We start from the raw sequence: 18,767 nt of genomic DNA on the forward strand, positions 1-18,767 counted from the left end.
CAGGTATAGCATATACTTGAGGTTTTTTTGATTATTCTAATAAAGAATTAAGATGACTATCAGAGTACCAGTTTATCTTTTTACTTTTGCAAAAGTATGACAATGAAGAAAAAAGATATAAGGACGTTAACAAAAGACCAGTTGCGACTGTTTTTTCAAGAGAATAATGATAAACCTTTTCGTGGGAATCAGGTTTATGAATGGCTTTGGAGTAAAGGTGCTCATAGTTTTGAGGATATGACAAATGTCTCTAAGGCTACCAGAAAAATGTTGGAAGAAAACTTTGTTATTAATCACATTAGAGTTGATCAAATGCAACGTAGTACTGATGGTACTATAAAAAATGCAGTAAGATTACATGATGGATTGATTGTAGAATCTGTATTGATTCCTACTCCAACAAGAACTACTGCATGCGTATCATCTCAGGTTGGATGTAGTTTGGATTGTAAGTTTTGTGCTACAGCCCGATTAAAAAGGATGAGGAATCTAAACCCTGATGAGATTTACGATCAAGTCATGGCGATTGATAAAGAAAGTAGATTGTATCATAATCGTCCATTATCAAATATTGTATTCATGGGTATGGGAGAGCCTTTGATGAATTATAAAAATGTACTCAAGGCTATTGATAAAATCACTTCCCCAGAAGGATTAGCCATGTCTCCTAGAAGAATTACATTATCTACTTCGGGTGTTCCAAAAATGATAAGGAAAATGGCTGATGATGATGTGAAATTCAAATTAGCAGTTTCCTTACACTCAGCAATAGATGAAGTTCGTACCTTAATCATGCCTTTTAATCAAAAATTCCCGCTGTCAGATCTTCGAGAATCACTTGAGTATTGGTATGAAAAAACCAAAAGCAGAATTACATATGAATATGTAGTTTGGAAAGGAATTAATGATAGAAAAAAAGACATAGATGCTTTGGTTTCCTTTTGTAGATATGTGCCTTGCAAGGTAAACCTTATAGAATATAATCCAATTGATGATGATGGATTTCAGCAAGCATCATCTGAAGCAATAGATAGTTATATTAAGGGGTTGGAGTCTAGAGGGATAGTAGTAAATGTGCGTCGCAGTCGTGGAAAAGACATTGATGCTGCCTGTGGTCAATTGGCAAATAAAACCTGAGATTTATTTTAAGGTTGTTCTTTTAAAAAAGAATTAATTGTAATATCTATAATATAAAAATAAGATAGGTTTCAAAGAAAAACTATTTACATTATATTCGCAGTACATTTTTCAAACAGAATCAAGTACCACATATTGAAAGTTGTAGAACAAATAAAACTACCGATCGTTGATGAAATGGAACTTTTTGAGAAAAAATTTTCAGAATCAATGATATCCAAGGTGGCCTTACTCAATAGGATTACCCATTATATTGTAAATAGAAAAGGTAAGCAAATGCGCCCTATGTTTGTTTTTCTCGTGGCTAAAATGGTTTCTAGGGGAGACGTTAATGAACGTACATATAGAGGAGCTTCTGTAATAGAATTAATACACACAGCAACCTTAGTTCATGATGATGTGGTTGATGATTCAAATCAGAGACGAGGTTTTTTTTCTATAAATGCATTGTGGAAAAATAAAATAGCAGTCTTAGTAGGAGATTACCTACTGTCAAAAGGCTTGTTGCTCTCAATAGATCATGGAGATTTCGATTTATTAAAAATTATCTCAGTAGCTGTTAGAGAAATGAGTGAAGGAGAGTTATTACAGATTGAGAAAGCCAGAAGTCTCGATATTACAGAAGAAGTGTATTATGAGATCATACGTCAAAAAACAGCAACTTTGATCGCTGCTTGTTGTGGTTTAGGAGCTTGTTCTGTAGCTCCTGACTCAGATAATGTTCAAAAAATGAGGAAATTTGGAGAACTTATTGGTATGGCCTTTCAGATAAAAGATGATTTATTTGATTATGGAGATGCTGCGATAGGAAAACCAACAGGGATTGATATAAAAGAGCAAAAAATGACATTACCTCTTATATATACATTGAATCATTGTAGTAAAGAGAAGAAAAAATGGCTTATCAACTCTGTAAAGAATCATAATAAAGATAAAAAAAGAGTTAAGCAAGTTATAGACTTTGTAAAGATAAGTGGAGGATTAGAGTATGCTATTACAATAATGCATCAATTCAAAAATGAAGCACTTACTATTTTATCAGAATATCCCGACTCAGATTATAAATCATCCTTAGAATTAATGGTAGATTATGTAATCGATCGAAAAAAATAATTTCTATTTTTTGTGTGGCATAAATCTTGTAGCTACTTATAATAACTATCTTATTTCTTTTTTTTTTAAAGGGGTTGTTTTCTGTATTAGAAACAGGAAAATATATCAGGTAACCTTTTTGTTTTTATTTCCATCTGTGTAAAAGAAGAATTCAGACTAATTGATTTTATATTGAAAGTTATTCAGTTTTATAAAAATGAGATTCATCTTATAAAAAAACAGCAAAACAGCACCATGATGTTCCCAAGATGCTAAGTGTATGTTGGCAATATATAAAAGGTATTCATTTCACTGAAGAAGTAATGTTAGGTGGTCTTTTGAAGGTTTTAATTCGATAACAAAGAAAATGGAGATCATATTAAGGATAAAATTAAAAAAGATTAGAATACCAATGATATAATATATGGAGTAAATGCCTATATAGGTTTTAATGATGTGTCTTTGTATGCTAAATATGGTATATCCCTTATTCTTAAGAATGTAGAAATTGAGAAAAATAATGTGTCATTAGGTTTGCGATTTGATTTTTGATCCTAGTGTTTATTTTTGTGAGGCAAAAATAATAGTATGTAAAACCCATACAAATATTACGTATTATGTGTAAATACTTCCTTTTGAGTGTTTTGTGAAGATTTATTTTTTATTTTTTGATAAAATGCTCTATATTTATCTGAGTCAGATAGTGTGAAATAATTCTTCCTGAATTCAATGAACGCTTTTATATTTTTTGCCTCAAAATATAAGCGTTATTACTTATGCTGAAAAATTGGTGTAAAAATCGAACAGTTAACCAAATTTCACACATATGAAAACAAATTTTATTTATCTAGTATTTTTTGTGTTTTGCAGTTTTGGACTGCTAGCTCAAAAAGGAAGTCCTGTCAAGGCAAATTCTGTTGGTAAAGCGGCTTACAAAAGAGATATTCCTGCACTTTCTAAGATGGAGAATATCATTTCAGCAAAAGGTCTTGGTCATGTAGCACCACCAAAGCGCAGAGGTAGCAATACCGTGGTGCCAGGAAAAGGATTTCCAAAAGGGAACGATCCCCTTGTTGAGCAACAAAAAAGTGCTAGCAAAATGGCAATTAGAGCGCCATTAGCATCCTTTGATGCGCATGTAGGAACAGTTCTTAATGATGCTACAGGAGCAATTGGTCCTAATCATTATGTATACGCATTTAATTCAGGCTTTGGTATTCTGGATAGATCTGGTAATGTTTTGCTGGCAGAAGCATCCCTGGGTACGTTATTTCCTGGAGAAACATTAGGAGATCCCGTTGTTGTCTATGATAACTTTGTAGATCGATTTATTATTATGGAGTTTAGTAATTCTCCTAATGGATTTTTGATAGCAGTTTGTAAAGGTCCTGATCCAGTAAATGATGGATGGTCAACCTATAGATTTAATACAGGAACATTTCCTGATTATGAGAAGTTGTCTATTTGGAGTGATGGGTATTACATTACAGCCAACAAAGATCAAAATGCTCCCGACACTAATAATGTTGTATTTGCTGTAGAACGTGATAAAATGATTGCAGGAGATGCAAATGCTCAAATGGTTAGTTTTTCTTTACCTGGAGCCAAGACTAATGGATTTTACAGTCCAGGAGGATTTAATGCAACAGGAACTACATTGCCTCCTGTTGGAGTTGGATGCCCAATAGTATACTTACAAGATGATAGTTGGACAGGAGTTACTCAAGATCATTTAAAAATATGGACAATCGATGTGGATTGGGTAACCCCCGCTAATTCTACAATTTCAACACCACAACAGGTTGATACAGCACCTTTTGACAGTGTTTTTGATAATGGATCTTTTCAAAACCTAGATGAGCCAGGTAATGGGCCAGATATAGATGCGCTGCAAGCAACAATGATGTATATGACAAATTACAGACGATTCCCGTCACATAATTCTGTAGTGATGAATTTTGTAGTTGATTTAAATGGTACAGATAGTCTAGCAGGAATACGTTGGTATGAACTTCGTCAAACAGCAGATGGTCAACCGTGGACTATTTATCAAGAAGGAACATATACACAACCAGATGGGTTGAGTGCTTTTTGTGGAAGTATAGGAATGGATTCCTTAGGAAATATTGGTCTTGCGTATACCGTTGTTAGCTCAAGTGTGTATACGTCATTACGATATACAGGAAGATTAGCAAGTGACCCATTAGGTACAATGACTGTAGCAGAGCAAGTTTCTGCAAATGGAGACAGTCAGAATAACCGAAGCGATGGTAGATATGGAGATTATGGGCAATTAACAATAGATCCATTAGATGATAAAACATTCTGGCATATAAGTGAATATATGAAAGGGCCTTCTCCAAATGTGAGAAAAAGTCACGTAGTTGCTTTTATGATAGAACCAGCAGTTGTCGATAATGATCCGCCATCTACTCCAGCTAATTTAGTAGCTTCAGGTACTACTGCAAGAGAAACTACATTGAATTGGGGAGCATCTACAGATAATATAGGTGTTACAGGATATGATATCTATCAAGATAATGTCGTAGTAGGTAATTCTTCTACAGCGTCATACACTGTGATGGGATTAGCTCCTCTTACCACATATTCATTTCATGTAGTAGCAAAAGATGCAGCAGGGAACCAATCAGCACCAAGTAATACAGTAAGTGTGACTACTCTGGAAAGTACGACAGGGCCAGGTTGTTTAAACGGATTAGTAGCGCCCTATAATGAGAGTTTTGAGGCTAATTTAGGGGCTTGGACTCAAGCATCAGGGGATAATCTCGATTGGTCAAGAAATTCAGCAGGAACTCCTTCAAATGGTACAGGGCCTTCAAGTGCTGCAGATGGGGCCTCATATATATATGTAGAAGCATCTGGTAATGGAGCAGGGTATCCTAGTAAACAAGCGATACTTAATTCTCCTTGTTTTGATCTTAATGATGCAACAGCGGCAATATTTTCGTTTAAGTATCACATGTTTGGAGCAACAAATTTTGGATCACTTGATGTAGAAGTCAGTAATGATGAAGGGGTAACTTGGACAAGTGTTTGGAGTAAAACAGGGAGTCAAGGTAACTCATGGCAAACAGCTGCCGTAGATTTAGCAGCTTATCTTGGCTCAGGAGTACAATTGCGATTTAATAGAGTAACAGGTAATACTTGGCAAGCTGATGCTGCAATAGATGCAATATCGCTTTCTGCAGGGGTGACAGGAAACTGTGCCGCAAGTGATTTGACATTAAATATAACATTTGATAATTATCCGCAAGAAACTTCTTGGATGTTGAAAGATGCGGCAGGAACAACAATAGCTTCAAAAAGTTATTCTACGGCAAACCCTGATGGATCAACAGTTACAGAAGCGATTACTGGATTAGCTGGAGGGAACTATGTTTTTGCAATATCAGATTCTTTTGGTGATGGGATTTGCTGTTCATACGGTAATGGTTCTTATACCTTATCGAGTAGTGCAGGTACAATTGTAACAGGAGGGCAGTTTACTAGTTCAGAAATTACAGAATTCTGTGTGCAAGGAGCAAGAGTGCGATTAAACACCTATGAGCTTACAGATGTCAAAGCAAATGATAAAAGATTTGTATTATCGCCAAACCCAGTGAATAATGGTGTCTTAAATATATCTGTAGATAAAGCGCCAATCCAAAGCTTGGAGATTTTTTCAATGTTTGGACAGCTAGTGCGTACAGTTAAAAATGAAGAAAATAAACAACAAGTTAATGTAAGTGATCTTACTGCAGGAACATATTTTGTTCGGATAACAGCAGAAGAAACTATTGTGACTAGAAGTTTCGTTATTTCAAAATAACGTTTTAGAAATAAAAAATAGGTTTAAGGAGATTTCTCCAAAAAAGTAACTTATTACCAGATAAATACCACGATCAAATTTTTTAGATAGTGTGCTTTTTGGTGAAACTAAATAGGTTTTTAGTCCTAAAGTTACTTTTTTGGAGTGATCTCCTTTTTTTATGACCTACAAAAATTTAGTAACTTATCAGTTAAAGAAGTAGGTGAAATAAAATAATACAATTCTTGTTTTTCTTTGGAGTGAATTCAGATAAAATAATACGAGCTTAAAAATATTGCACTACGTGAGTCTCATTAATTGTGCTATTTTTGTAGCAAACTTATCTATAAATAAAAGGATAGATTGGTGAAAAAGAGGAATAAAAAAACACCTCAAAACTCAATAGTAAACTTATTTATATTAGAGAATGATCCATAAAGCTACCATAGATGCTGTATTTGAAACTGCTAGATTAGAAGAAGTTATAGGTGATTTTGTGCAATTAAAAAAAGCAGGAAGTAGTTTTAAAGGGCTTAGCCCTTTTAGTGATGAGAGAACCCCTTCTTTTATGGTGTCTCCTGTAAAACAAATATGGAAAGATTTCTCTAGTGGAAAAGGAGGTAATGTAGTTGCTTTTTTGATGGAACATGAGCATTTTACATACCCAGAAGCTATAAAATATTTAGCAAAAAAATATAATATAGAATTTGAAGAAACTGAGCAAACAGATGAGCAAAAGGAACAGGCGAATGAAAGAGAGAGCATGTATCTGGTTAGTGAGTTTGCAAACACTTTCTTTCAAAATTCATTGCTTAAAACCGAACAAGGTAAAGCAATAGGGTTAACGTATTTTAAAGAACGGGGATTTACTGATGAAACAATAAAAAAGTTTGAATTAGGGTATTCTCCTGATGTATGGGATGCATTTACATCAGAGGCAATTAAAAAAGGGTATAAATTAAGTTATCTTGAGAAAACAGGGCTTACTATTGTTAAAGAAGAAAAGCAATTTGATCGATTTAAAGGAAGAGTGATGTTTCCAATTCAATCAATGTCTGGTCGTGTTTTGGGATTTGGTGGTAGGATTTTAACCAATGATAAAAAAGCAGCCAAATACCTTAACTCCCCAGAAAGTGATATCTATCATAAAAGTAAAGTCCTTTATGGTATTTATCATGCAAAACAAGCCATTGCCAAAGAAGATAATTGTTACCTGGTAGAAGGATATACAGATGTAATTCAGTTTAATCAAACGGGAGTTGATAATGTAGTTTCTTCATCGGGAACAGCGTTAACAACAGATCAGATACGTTTAATAAATAGGTTGACTAAAAACATTACAGTATTGTTTGATAGTGATGATGCAGGGATGAGGGCATCTCTTAGGGGGATAGATCTTATTCTGGAACAAGGAATGAATGTGAAGGTGTGTAACTTTCCAGAAGGTGAAGATCCCGATAGTTTTGCTAAACAAAACACATTAGATGAATTAAATGCATATCTAGATGAGAATGCTCAGGATTTTATAAGCTTCAAGGCATCTTTCTTGCAAAAAGAATCCAAGAATGACCCTATCAAAAGAGCAGAATTAGTAAGAGATATGGTGACCAGTATTTCAAAAATCCCTGATGTCATCAAACGTGAGATATATGTAAAAGAATGCTCTAGGATTATGGATGTCTCAGAAGATGTGTTGTTTGATACCTTAGCACAGATTCGTAATAGTGATGTAAAAGACCAACATAAACAGCAGAAACAACAAAACAAACCTCTTGAAGTTGTAAAAAATGAGACACAGAAACAACCCAAAGTAAACAGGCAGTATATATTAGAACGTCATATTATAAAAGCACTATTGTTATATGGTGTTCAAGAAGAGGAGTTTGAAGATTTGATATTGAAAGAAAATGAAGAAGGAGAGCTTGTTCTAGAGCCAGAAATACACAATATAAAGGTTTTTGAAAAAATATATTTAGATTTGCAGGATGATGAAATTGAATTCACCGATCAAATTTTTAAAGATATATATAGAATTTTGATTGAAGAGTTAAATCAGATTGATGAATTTAAAATAGAAAGCTTTATAAATAGAATTCAACCAGAAATAGCAGCCGAGATTACAGAAATCATGATGAATGAAGATCGTTATGAATTACACAGGTGGTATGATAAGGAGATTCATGTAAAACAGAAAACAGAAACAATTTCAGACTATGTGAATAATATTATATTGAGTCTAAGAGGGTTTTTGATTGATCAAAAAATAAATGAGCTTTCACAAGGAGTGAAAGCTCAAAAATTTGAAAATAATTTAACGGTCTTAGAAGATATTCGAGATTATCAAACCCTCAAAAAATTATTATACAGAAAACTAAATAGAGTAATTTAGCTTATGTGTAATAATCTGGATTGATGAATAAGATCTGCAAGATTATCTACTTTCAGTTTTTTTAGTAATCGAGTTTTGTATGTACTTACTGTTTTTTCATTGATAGACAATGTAGAAGCAATATCTTTATTACGCTTTCCAGATGATAGAAGATTAAGAACTTCTATTTCTCTAGAAGAGAGTTTTTTGTATTTTACAACCATATTGTTTTCATTGGCATTTCCATTTGCCAGTTGTTGAGTAAGGTTGTCATTAAGATATATACCACCTCGAGCAACTCGTTCGATTGCTTTTTTGAGTATTTTAGTTGGGACTGTTTTAGATAAGTATGCAGATGCTCCTGCTTTTATGGCACTTAATGCATACATTTCTTCAGGATGAGAGCTGAAAATAATTACTCTTATCCCTGCAAATTCTTTTTTAATAGTCCTTAATGCCATTATGCCATTGATTTGAGGTAAATCTAACTCCATGATAAGTATATCAGGAGTACTAGCTTTCAAAACATCATACATTTCGTTTCCATTACTTACTTTTCCAATAATCTCATAATCCTCTGAGTTACGAAATAACGAAACGATCCCCTTCCTTGTGATTGGATGATGATCTGCGATTAATACGGTTGTCATTCTTGTTTACGATTGTTAACGTTAATTTAATTTTAAGAGTTTAACATCTTTAGGCTAGGGGTAATTTTAAATCTTGGTGCAAAATTACTAAGAACTAGTCCTCGTAAACTTTTTTTTATTGGTTTATCGATAAAATGTTGGTTATAATAGATCAAAGGGTATTTTGCAGACAGGAATTGGGGTCATTTTATGTTGATTTACGGTATTTAAACGTACAAAAATTTTAAAAACCTCTTGCTCTCTTCCTGTAAAATCGCCAACATTCTTACCCTCGTTTTTCATTTTCATAGCCCATTCTAATTCATCATAGCTTGCGCCGATTTGGTCTTCATCACTTCTGCTATCACCAAATAGCCCATCTGTTGGTGCTGCAATTTGTATAGAATCCGGTACCTCTAGACTTTTTCCTATAGCATAAACATCACTTTTTAATAAATCAGCAATAGGGCTTAAATCTACACCGCCATCTCCATATTTTGTATAGAAACCAACACCAAAATCTTCAACTTTATTACCGGTTCCTGCAACTAAATATTTATGTAATCCTGCAAAATAGTATAATGTAGACATTCTGAGTCGGGCTCTTGTATTTGCCAATGACAAGTCTAGTTGTGCACTCGGTGTGCTTTTTGGCACTACAGATTTAAACTCTTCAAAAACAGAAGTAAGGTCAACTCTCGTGTCAGATACATTTGAGAACCTTTTTTTTAATTGATCAATATGTTCTTGAGCGCGATTTACTTGGCTTTGAGCCTGATGAATTGGCATTTCTATACATAAGGTCTTTAAACCTGTTTTTGCGCATAATGATGAGGTGACAGCACTGTCGATCCCGCCACTTACACCAACAACAAAACCTTTGATGTTAGCTTTTGTAGCGTATTCTTTTAACCAGTTGACAATATGATCAATTACTTTTTCTGTTTGCATTCTTTGTTATTGTTAATTATTGATTGAATACCAATTTTTCTTTTTTGTACTTCAGATATCTATCCTTGTACTTGGTAATTTGATGTATTACCTTTGCGAATATAAAATTAATAAAAAAAGATGGTGTTCTGGAATCAGATGAATTATTTAAAAAGATGTAGGAATATAAGGGTAGGTAATTTTAGATTCCTAAATCTAATCATTGTTTTTTGCATATTTGTTTCTTGTTCTAATGAAAATAAGTTAGAAAAAGAGATTGCAGAAATCCCTGTAGATTTTGATATTGAAAGATTTGACCAGTTGTTTGCGCAATTGACACCAGAGAGTCTGCCAGAATTGAAAAACAATTTCCCCTTTCTGTTTTCAGAAAAATATGAAGATAGTATTTGGTTCAAAAGATCACAGGATACGATACAACAAGAAGTAAATAAAGAAGTAGAGAAAGTGTTTTTGGATCTTTCTGCAGAAAAAAAAGAATTACATTCGCTTTTTCAGCATATACAATATTATTTCCCTCAAATAAAAGTGCCTCGTGTGGTAACCATTACCAATGATGTAGACTATAGAAACAAAGTAGTGCTTTCTAAGGGGTTGTTGGTTGTTTCTTTAGATACATATTTAGGAAAGGATCATCATTTTTATGAAAGTATACAGAAGTATTTGAGACAAAACTTCAATAGGCAGAATATTGTCTCTGATGTGGCTTCTGTTTATGCAAAAAATCAAGTTGGACCAATACGAGAAAGAACATTTTTAGGAAACCTGATATCTTTTGGAAAAGAGATGTATATCAAAGATTTGTTGTTGCCAAGTCTTAGTAACGCAAGAAAAATTGGATATACAGAAGAGCAATATAAATGGGCAGAAGTCAATGAAGATCAGATATGGAGATATTTTATTGAGAAGCAATTATTGTATAGCACAGACAGTGAATTGATGCCACGGTTTATGTATCCAGCTCCTTTTTCAAAATTTTATCTAGAAGAAATAGATAAAGAAGCGCCAGATAGAATAGGTCAATATATAGGATGGAGAATTGTGGCTTCATATGTGGAAAATAACAATGTATCTTTGCAGCAATTATTGATCGCAGATGCAGAAACAATATTTAATAAATCAAAGTATAAACCCAAAAGATAACGATGAGCGGATATAAATCAGAAATTAAAATAGATATAGAGCTTGATGAGAATAAGATTCCTGAGCGATTAAAGTGGACTGCAAAAGATGGAGGAGTAGAAGATGAGATTACCAAAGCAATGTTGCTTTCTGTATGGGATAGTAAAAAAAAGGAAAGCCTTCGTATTGATTTATGGACAAAAGATATGCCTGTAGATGAAATGAAAATATTTTTTCATCAAACATTGGTAGCTATGAGTGATACGTTTTATAGAGCTACTCAAGATGAGAAAATGACTGAAACCATGAAGGACTTTTGTGATTATTTTGCTGAAAAATTAGAGTTAAAACAAAAATAATGTATTAGTTTTTTGAAATGTTTTGGAAAAAATAAAGACTGAATAGTAAAATCCAAAATATTGAAAGAAACATTTCTTTTTGTGTATAATGCCAAGTCTGGTGTATGGAGTAAATACCTAGATAATCTTCATAAAATAGTTAGCCCTGCAACATATTCTTGTGATTTATGTAGCCTTACTCACGGTGTTTTTTCTGAAAAAAAACTATGGAGAGGTTTTAGGGAGAATTCTGCTTTAGAGTTTGTCTTTATGTGTAAAAACGATTTTTTAAAAGAGTATTCACCTGAAGGTCTTGATTTTCCAGTAATCCTGAAAAAAGAAGAAAAGGGCTTTTTGGTTGTTTTAGAAGCTAATGAGTTAGCTTCGTTGGATTCAGAAAAAGAGTTAATAGAATTGCTAAAGTTAAAAATTAATTAAGATTTTTGTAACTGTGTATTGATTTCTGAGATATAATTTAAGACCTCTTCTTTTCCTAAGGCAGAAGAAGATGAAGTGATAAAATAATTAGGCATTTCTTCCCAATACTTAAGCATTTCTTCTGTGTACTTTTGTATTTGAACAGGTAATTGACTTTTGGAGAGTTTATCGGCTTTTGTGAAAATAATAGAAAAAGGTATTTGATTTTCACCTAGCCATTGCATAAACTCGAGATCTATTTTTTGAGGCTCATGACGAGAGTCTACTAATACAAAAGCACTCACCAACTGTGTTCGTTTAGAAAAATATGCAGTGATAAATTTTTGAAATACTTTTTTTGAGGATTTAGAAACTCTTGCATATCCATATCCAGGTAAATCAACCAAAAACCAAGTTTTATTAATGGTAAAATGGTTGATAAGCTGTGTTTTTCCTGGTCTTCCAGATGTTTTTGCAAGAGTTTTACGATTGGTAAGCATATTGATCAAAGAGGATTTACCTACATTAGATCGACCGATAAATGCATATTCTGGAAATTTGTCTTTAGGACATTTGGCAACATCGCTATTGCTCATTACAAATTCGGCACTACTAATCTTCATAACATTAAAAAATAAGTGTGATTAGATGTTGCGTTCTTGCAACCAGTTATGAAATAATCTATTAAACTCCTCAGGGTGTTCCATCATAGCTGCATGACCACATTTGTCAATCCAATACAAGTCAGAGTCAGGTAACAACCTGTTGAAATCATCTGCGACTTCAGGGGGTGTTACTGTGTCATCTTTTCCCCAGATAATACAAGTAGGGGTGTTCATATTAGGTAGATCTTTTGCCATATTATGACGAATAGCACTTTTGGCAATAGCCAAAGTTCTAATCAGTTTATTGCGATCATTTACCGTTGCATATACCTCGTCAACAATTTCTTTTGTGGCAATTTCAGGATCATAGAAAACATTTTCAGCTTTAGCTTTTATGAATTCATAATCTCCTCGCTTAGGGTAGCTTTCTCCCATGGCGCTCTCATATAGACCAGAGCTTCCTGTAATAACCAAAGCTTTGACCATTTCTGGGTACATTTTGGTGCATAAAAGAGCAATATGTCCTCCTAGAGAATTACCTAATAGAATTACTTCTTTGTTGCCATAGCCTAAGTGATCAATAAAATCCTTAAGGAACTTGGCGTATGTGCTAACTTTAGTTTTTAGAATAGGAAGGGTATAGACAGGGAGTTCAGGTATCAATACTTTATACCCTTGTTCAGGGAAGTATGAGCTCACTCCTTTAAAATTACTTAAGCCACCCATCAAACCATGCAAGATGATGATTGGTGTGCCCTCTCCTAAATCTAGATAACTAAATTTTCCGTCTGTTTTTAATTCGTGCTTCATTAATACTTCTTACAAGAATTAAACGCAAATATAGCATTTTCATATTTAGTTTTGGGATTTTTTATCAATACTACAAAAATGATTTTTTTATTTTTTTAGAGGCCTATAATTTCTATTCAGAATTAATAAAAAGCCTGAAAACACACACTTAATTGTAGTGTGCTGATAGACAAAATTTTAAAGTTTTTAGTCGTTGTAATCTATTGCTTTTAATGATAACTTATTAACAATGTGGTAAATTGTGGTAAATTGTGGTAAATTTTTCAATATATTTGAATTATTAAACGTTTAGGGAAATTAAAGTGGTAAATCTAATCGGTACATACGAATGTAAGGCAGACGCAAAGGGACGTCTGATGATGCCTGCAGCTTTTAAGAAGCAACTTTCGTCTGTGTTGCAAGATGGATTTGTGTTAAAAAGAGCTGTTTTTCAGTCGTGTTTGGAATTGTATCCAATGGCAGAATGGAATCTTTTGATGCAAAAAATGAACAAACTCAATCGCTTTAAAAAGAAAAACAATGATTTTATCCGAAAATTCACAGCTGGAGTGAAAGTAGTAGAAGTAGATACTGCTGGCCGTCTTTTAATTCCAAAAGATTTAATTGGTTTTGCAGGAATTGCTAAAGATATAGTGTTGTCATCAGCAGTCAATATAATTGAAGTGTGGGATAAGGGTCAATACGAGAAAGCTATAGAGGATGCTGCTGTTGATTTTGCAGACTTGGCAGAAGAGGTAATGGGGTTTGATGATGAGATAAGCCTAGATTAATTAGGCAAGCAAGAGTCGCAATTTGATTTAACTATTCAAATAACAGAAAAGAAACAGATGGAGTATCATAATCCGGTATTACTTAAAAAAACAGTAGATGGGTTGGCTGTCGAGCCAAATGGGATATATGTAGATGTCACATTTGGCGGCGGTGGCCATTCTAAGGAGATCTTGAAACGATTAGGAGCAGAAGGTAGGTTGTATGCTTTTGATCAAGATCAAGATGCTTTGGGTAATGCAATCGATGATGAGAGATTTACATTGATTAATGAGAATTTTAGGTTCATTAAACGATTTCTTAGGTTTCACGGAATAAGAAAAGTAGATGGGATTCTTGGTGATTTTGGTGTTTCTTCACATCAATTCGATGTAGCAGAGAGAGGTTTTTCTACACGATTTGAGGCAGACTTGGATATGAGGATGAATCAAAGTGGGAAAATATCTGCTTACAATATAATTAATGAGTACGAGGAGGTAGATTTAAGAAGAATGTTTTTGCAATATGGAGAGCTACGCAATGCGCCCAAATTGGCAAGAGCTATAGTTGGTGCTAGAAAAGATCAAGATGTAAAAACAAGTGCAGTGTTAAAAGAAATATTAAGCCCTTTTTTGCCTAAACATAGAGAACATAAAGTGATGGCGCAGATTTATCAGGCAATCCGAATAGAGGTAAATCAGGAAATAGAAGTGCTTAAGGAATTTTTACAGCAAACAACAGGGTTGTTAAATCCAGGAGGAAGGATCAGTTTGATATCCTATCATTCATTAGAAGATAGATTAGTCAAACGATTTATACGTAATGGGATGTTTGAAGGGGAACCCGAAAAAGATTTGTATGGTAATATGACGGTTCCGTTTAAGAAAGTTGGAGGATTGATTGTTCCTGATGAAAGTGAGATTAAAGAAAACAATAGGGCGCGAAGTGCAAAACTTAGAATAGCAAAAAAGATTTGAAACAAACGATATATGACATATTAAAAGGGAAATTTCTTATAGCGGATGATGCTATGAAAAATTGGAGGATGTTGTTGTTTCTTTCCTTTTTGGCGATAATAATGATTGCAAGTTCTCATAATGCAGAAAGTAAAGTGCATGAGATTGCAAGATTAAATAATGAAGTAAGAGAATTAAGGACGCATTTTGTGGATGGAAAAACAGAGTTAATGAGATTGAAGATGGAGTCATCGATAGTGAAAAAAATGATGCAAAAAGGATTAAAGCGCCCAGAAAGGCCACCTAGAAAAATAATAGTAAAAAATTAAGCTGTTGGCAATAAAAGAAAAAAACATATTAAATCGGTTGTACTTTATAGCAGCATGTATGTTCGTTTTTGCAATAGCAGTATTGATCAAATTGGTGAATATACAATTTGTAGAAGGGGATATGTATCGTCAAAAAGGACAGGAACGGGTTTTTAAAACCTTTGATATACCAGCAAATCGAGGAAATCTTTATGATAGTAAAGGTAATTTACTAGCAACTTCTGTTCCTAAATATGATATACGATTTGATGTACTTGCAGTAAATGAAAAAGATTTTAGAGCACATATAAAACCATTGTGCGAGGCTTTGTCTAAAGAATTTGGGAAACCAGTATCTTATTATGATAAAATAATAAGAACAGCTAGATCCAATAAAAATAGATACCTCTTATTACGAAGAAATTTGGGGTACTCTCAGTATATGAGAGTTAAAAAATTCCCATTATTTGAGTTTGGGGCAAATCGAGGAGGATTGATTGTTGAACAACGTACTGTAAGGGAGCATCCTATCGGTAAAATAGCAGAGCGTACAGTAGGGTACGAGAGAAGAGATGAGCAAGGGTATTATACCAGAGTGGGTTTAGAAGGGGCTTATGGTCCATTTTTGAGAGGTAAAGAAGGAAAACGAAAGAAACAAAAAATAGCAAAAAATCAATGGAAACCAATAGGAGATGCTAATGAGGTAGAGCCACAAGATGGTTTTGATGTGGTTTCTACTATTGATGTAAATATACAAGATATTGCACATCATGAATTATTGGCACAGTTAGAAAAATTTGAGGCAGAGCATGGAACTGTAGTTGTTATGGAGACCAAAACGGGAGAGGTAAAAGCAATCTCCAATTTAGGAAGAACAAAAACAGGGAAATATTATGAGAAATTAAATTATGCTGTAGGAGAGTCTCATGAGCCAGGGTCTACATTTAAGTTAATGACTATAGTGGCTGCTCTAGAAGATAAAGTGATAGATTCTAGCCATGTTGTAGATACAGAAGATGGGAGAGTGAAATTTTATGATAGAACAGTAAGAGATTCAAAATGGGGAGGGTATGGTAAGATATCTATGGCCAAAGCGTTTGAATTATCTTCGAATACTGCTTTTGCTAAAGTTATTGATGAAAACTATAAAAACAATCCTAGAAAGTTTGTAGATCGATTGATTAATATGGGGCTAGGAGAAACGCTTGGATTAGCTATAAAAGGAGAAGGTAAACCAAAAATTCCGTATCCAGGAGATGATGATTGGTACGGTACGACATTGCCTTGGATGGCACATGGATATGGAGTAGCAATAACACCATTACAAACATTAGCATTCTATAACGCAATAGCAAATGATGGAGAGATGGTTAAACCAAGATTTATCAAGGAGGTAAAAACCTGGGATAAGACCAGAGAGAGGTTTGATAAAGAAATACTTAATCCGACAATATGCTCTAAAGAAACAGCAAAAATAGCACAAGAGATGATGAAGAATGTTGTTGAAAGAGGAACCGCAGATAATATTCGTACAGATAATTTTGGAATAGCAGGAAAAACAGGAACATGTTGGGGGAATTATGGAAAAGATAAAGAACGAGAATATATATCCTCTTTTGCGGGGTATTTTCCTGTAGACACACCTATTTATTCATGTATAGTAGTTATTCATCGCCCTAATAAGAAAAAAGGATACTATGGTAGTGAAGTTGCTGCGCCAGTTTTTAAGACGATAGCAACAAAAATATATAATGATATACCTGTTATAGATGAAGTGTCATATGTCGTAGTAGAAAGTGATGCAGTGGTGAATAGTTATGATAAGTATTATCAAAATGCTCAAAAGTATAAAACGATAATGCCTAATGTAACAGGAATGCCTGCAATGGATGTAGTTGCTCTTTTAGAAAACATGGGGTTAAGAGTGAAACTAGAAGGAGTTGGAAAAGTAAAAAACCAATCTATAAAGCCTGGGACCAAAGTAAAAATAAACCAAACAGTAAGACTAGAATTGTCGTGACAGAATTAAAAGATATACTATATAAGGTAGCTATTAATGCCGTAGTGGGAAACACTATAATAGGTGTTAATAAAATTGAGTTTGACTCTAGAAGAGTAGAACAAGATGATGTATTTGTGGCTATCAGAGGAACTGTTTCTGATGGGCATGATTTTATAGGAAAAGCAATTGATCAAGGAGCATTAGCAGTGGTATGTGAGAAAAAACCAACTATTATTGTAGAAGGAGTGACATATGTAGAAGTAGGTGACACTCAATCAGCATTGGCAATGATGGCTTCCAATTACTACGGTTCTCCTTCTGGAAACCTTAAACTAATTGGAGTTACAGGAACCAATGGTAAGACCACTATAGCAACATTGTTATATCAATTATTTAAAAAAGCAGGATTTAAAGTAGGCTTGTTATCTACTGTAAAAATTTTGGTGGATTCTCAAGAGTATAATACAACTCATACAACTCCTGATTCTTTGACAATTAATTATTACCTCAAGGAGATGAATGCTGTGGGAGTAGAATATTGCTTTATGGAGGTAAGTTCTCATGGTATAGATCAAAAACGTACAGAAGGATTGGAGTTTGTAGGGGGGATTTTTACAAATCTTTCTCATGATCACCTAGATTATCATAACACTTTCAAAGAATACAGAGATGTGAAAAAGAAATTCTTTGATAGTTTATCCCCAAAAGCATTTGCAATAGTAAATAAGGATGATAAGAATGGGGAGTTTATGCTTCAAAATACCAAAGCAAAAAAGTATAGCTATGCCTTAAAAACATATGCAGATTATAGAGGTCAGATTATAGAAAACAGTCTAGAAGGGTTGTTACTTAAATTAAATGATCAAGAGGTTTGGACAAAATTGATAGGAAGCTTTAATGCATATAATTTGTTAGCAATTTTTGGTACTGCAGAATTACTAGGATTAGAAACTTTAGAAACATTACAATTATTGAGTGACTTGCAAAGTGTGAGTGGTAGATTTCAGTATTTGATTTCTGACGAAAAAATCACGGCAATAGTTGATTATGCACATACACCAGATGCCTTAAAAAATGTATTAGAAACAATCAATGATATTAGAACAAATAACGAAACATTGATTACTGTAGTTGGTTGTGGCGGGGATAGGGATAAGTCAAAACGACCTGTGATGGGTAATATTGCGGCAAAACTTAGTAATAAAGTGATTTTCACAAGTGATAATCCCAGAACAGAAAATCCTGATCAAATTATAGAAGAGATAGAAAAAGGAGTAGAACCACAGGATTATAAAAAAACATTATCAATTACAAATAGAAAACAAGCAATCAAAACAGCTTGTCAGTTAGCACAGAAAGATGATATTATTCTCATAGCAGGAAAAGGCCATGAAGCCTATCAAGAGATTAATGGTAAACGAAATGATTTTGATGATTTTGAAATCGTTGGGAAAGAATTAAAAAAAATAAATAAATAAAC

16 protein-coding genes are annotated in these 18,767 nt (G+C 33.6%); 12 read left to right on the forward strand and 4 right to left on the reverse strand.

The window, feature by feature from the left end:
• Positions 1-96 precede the first annotated feature (96 nt).
• From rlmN to dnaG, 4 genes are all read left to right on the forward strand, one after another.
• Positions 97-1,137 (forward strand): 23S rRNA (adenine(2503)-C(2))-methyltransferase RlmN, encoded by a 1,041-nt coding sequence (gene rlmN / locus CVD18_RS06770; protein WP_103864689.1) that lies wholly within the window; start codon positions 97-99, stop codon positions 1,135-1,137.
• A 135-nt stretch (positions 1,138-1,272) separates the two neighbouring features.
• A complete protein-coding gene (locus CVD18_RS06775) occupies positions 1,273-2,250 on the forward strand; it encodes a polyprenyl synthetase family protein (RefSeq protein WP_103864690.1) in 978 nt (325 codons plus the stop codon).
• A gap of 805 nt (positions 2,251-3,055) precedes the next feature.
• A complete protein-coding gene (locus tag CVD18_RS06780) occupies positions 3,056-6,058 on the forward strand; it encodes a T9SS type A sorting domain-containing protein (protein WP_199185051.1) in 3,003 nt (1,000 codons plus the stop codon).
• A 406-nt stretch (positions 6,059-6,464) separates the two neighbouring features.
• The gene (gene dnaG, locus CVD18_RS06785) at positions 6,465-8,426 is read left to right on the forward strand and encodes a DNA primase (protein ID WP_103864691.1); all 1,962 of its coding nucleotides are present in this window, start codon (positions 6,465-6,467) and stop codon (positions 8,424-8,426) included.
• Here the strand turns inward: dnaG and CVD18_RS06790 are convergent.
• Together CVD18_RS06790 and nadE are read right to left on the reverse strand one after the other, a co-directional pair.
• Positions 8,423-9,055 (reverse strand): response regulator transcription factor, encoded by a 633-nt coding sequence (locus tag CVD18_RS06790; RefSeq protein ID WP_103864692.1) that lies wholly within the window; start codon positions 9,053-9,055, stop codon positions 8,423-8,425. The two genes, dnaG and CVD18_RS06790, sit on opposite strands and share 4 nt — an antisense overlap.
• Positions 9,056-9,196: 141 nt before the next feature.
• The gene (gene nadE / locus CVD18_RS06795; protein ID WP_103864693.1) at positions 9,197-9,985 is read right to left on the reverse strand and encodes an NAD(+) synthase; all 789 of its coding nucleotides are present in this window, start codon (positions 9,983-9,985) and stop codon (positions 9,197-9,199) included.
• A gap of 138 nt (positions 9,986-10,123) precedes the next feature.
• Between nadE and gldB the strand changes: the two genes are divergently transcribed.
• The 3 genes from gldB to CVD18_RS06810 are packed head-to-tail and all read left to right on the forward strand — an operon-like array spanning position 10,124 to position 11,880.
• Entirely contained in the window at positions 10,124-11,125 is a 1,002-nt protein-coding gene (gene gldB, locus CVD18_RS06800) for a gliding motility lipoprotein GldB (RefSeq protein WP_103864713.1), read from the forward strand.
• 2 nt (positions 11,126-11,127) lie between these two features.
• Complete coding sequence (gene gldC, locus CVD18_RS06805; protein ID WP_103864694.1) at positions 11,128-11,463, forward strand: gliding motility protein GldC; 336 nt, start codon at positions 11,128-11,130, stop codon at positions 11,461-11,463.
• A gap of 60 nt (positions 11,464-11,523) precedes the next feature.
• On the forward strand, positions 11,524-11,880 hold the full coding sequence (locus tag CVD18_RS06810) for a GTPase (RefSeq protein WP_103864695.1): 357 nt from the start codon (positions 11,524-11,526) through the stop codon (positions 11,878-11,880).
• Here the strand turns inward: CVD18_RS06810 and yihA are convergent.
• Entirely contained in the window at positions 11,877-12,482 is a 606-nt protein-coding gene (yihA, locus tag CVD18_RS06815) for a ribosome biogenesis GTP-binding protein YihA/YsxC (RefSeq protein WP_103864696.1), read from the reverse strand. The two genes, CVD18_RS06810 and yihA, sit on opposite strands and share 4 nt — an antisense overlap.
• Positions 12,483-12,503: 21 nt before the next feature.
• Positions 12,504-13,274 (reverse strand): alpha/beta fold hydrolase, encoded by a 771-nt coding sequence (locus CVD18_RS06820; RefSeq protein ID WP_103864697.1) that lies wholly within the window; start codon positions 13,272-13,274, stop codon positions 12,504-12,506.
• Positions 13,275-13,576: 302 nt separating this feature from the next.
• Between CVD18_RS06820 and mraZ the strand changes: the two genes are divergently transcribed.
• From mraZ to CVD18_RS06845, 5 genes are read left to right on the forward strand one after another with little or no spacing between them, the layout of a single operon-like run.
• Entirely contained in the window at positions 13,577-14,044 is a 468-nt protein-coding gene (gene mraZ / locus CVD18_RS06825; protein ID WP_103864698.1) for a division/cell wall cluster transcriptional repressor MraZ, read from the forward strand.
• Between the two features lie 57 nt (positions 14,045-14,101).
• Positions 14,102-14,998 (forward strand): 16S rRNA (cytosine(1402)-N(4))-methyltransferase RsmH, encoded by an 897-nt coding sequence (gene rsmH / locus CVD18_RS06830; RefSeq protein WP_103864699.1) that lies wholly within the window; start codon positions 14,102-14,104, stop codon positions 14,996-14,998.
• On the forward strand, positions 14,995-15,306 hold the full coding sequence (locus tag CVD18_RS06835; RefSeq protein ID WP_103864700.1) for an FtsL-like putative cell division protein: 312 nt from the start codon (positions 14,995-14,997) through the stop codon (positions 15,304-15,306). The genes rsmH and CVD18_RS06835 overlap by 4 nt, the downstream gene beginning before the upstream one ends.
• Positions 15,307-15,310: 4 nt before the next feature.
• Positions 15,311-17,305 carry a penicillin-binding protein gene (locus tag CVD18_RS06840; protein WP_199185052.1) on the forward strand — a complete coding sequence of 665 codons (1,995 nt, stop codon included), beginning with the start codon at positions 15,311-15,313 and terminating at the stop codon, positions 17,303-17,305.
• Entirely contained in the window at positions 17,302-18,765 is a 1,464-nt protein-coding gene (locus tag CVD18_RS06845) for a UDP-N-acetylmuramoyl-L-alanyl-D-glutamate--2,6-diaminopimelate ligase (protein WP_103864702.1), read from the forward strand. The genes CVD18_RS06840 and CVD18_RS06845 overlap by 4 nt, the downstream gene beginning before the upstream one ends.
• Positions 18,766-18,767: the final 2 nt, after the last annotated feature.

The sequence above is a fragment of the Aquimarina sp. I32.4 genome, from assembly GCF_002924285.1.
In the GTDB taxonomy this organism is placed as follows: domain Bacteria; phylum Bacteroidota; class Bacteroidia; order Flavobacteriales; family Flavobacteriaceae; genus Aquimarina.

Bases quoted from the DNA above. Each gene is read 5' to 3' on its own strand.
- rlmN (WP_103864689.1), top strand. From the start codon at position 97: ATGACAATGAAGAAAAAAGATATAAGGACGTTAACAAAAGACCAGTTG.
- CVD18_RS06780 (WP_199185051.1), top strand. From the start codon at position 3,056: ATGAAAACAAATTTTATTTATCTAGTATTTTTTGTGTTTTGCAGTTTT.
- dnaG (WP_103864691.1), top strand. From the start codon at position 6,465: ATGATCCATAAAGCTACCATAGATGCTGTATTTGAAACTGCTAGATTA.
- CVD18_RS06790 (WP_103864692.1), bottom strand. From the start codon at position 9,055: ATGACAACCGTATTAATCGCAGATCATCATCCAATCACAAGGAAGGGG.
- nadE (WP_103864693.1), bottom strand. From the start codon at position 9,985: ATGCAAACAGAAAAAGTAATTGATCATATTGTCAACTGGTTAAAAGAA.
- gldB (WP_103864713.1), top strand. From the start codon at position 10,124: ATGAATTATTTAAAAAGATGTAGGAATATAAGGGTAGGTAATTTTAGA.
- gldC (WP_103864694.1), top strand. From the start codon at position 11,128: ATGAGCGGATATAAATCAGAAATTAAAATAGATATAGAGCTTGATGAG.
- yihA (WP_103864696.1), bottom strand. From the start codon at position 12,482: ATGAAGATTAGTAGTGCCGAATTTGTAATGAGCAATAGCGATGTTGCC.
- CVD18_RS06820 (WP_103864697.1), bottom strand. From the start codon at position 13,274: ATGAAGCACGAATTAAAAACAGACGGAAAATTTAGTTATCTAGATTTA.
- rsmH (WP_103864699.1), top strand. From the start codon at position 14,102: ATGGAGTATCATAATCCGGTATTACTTAAAAAAACAGTAGATGGGTTG.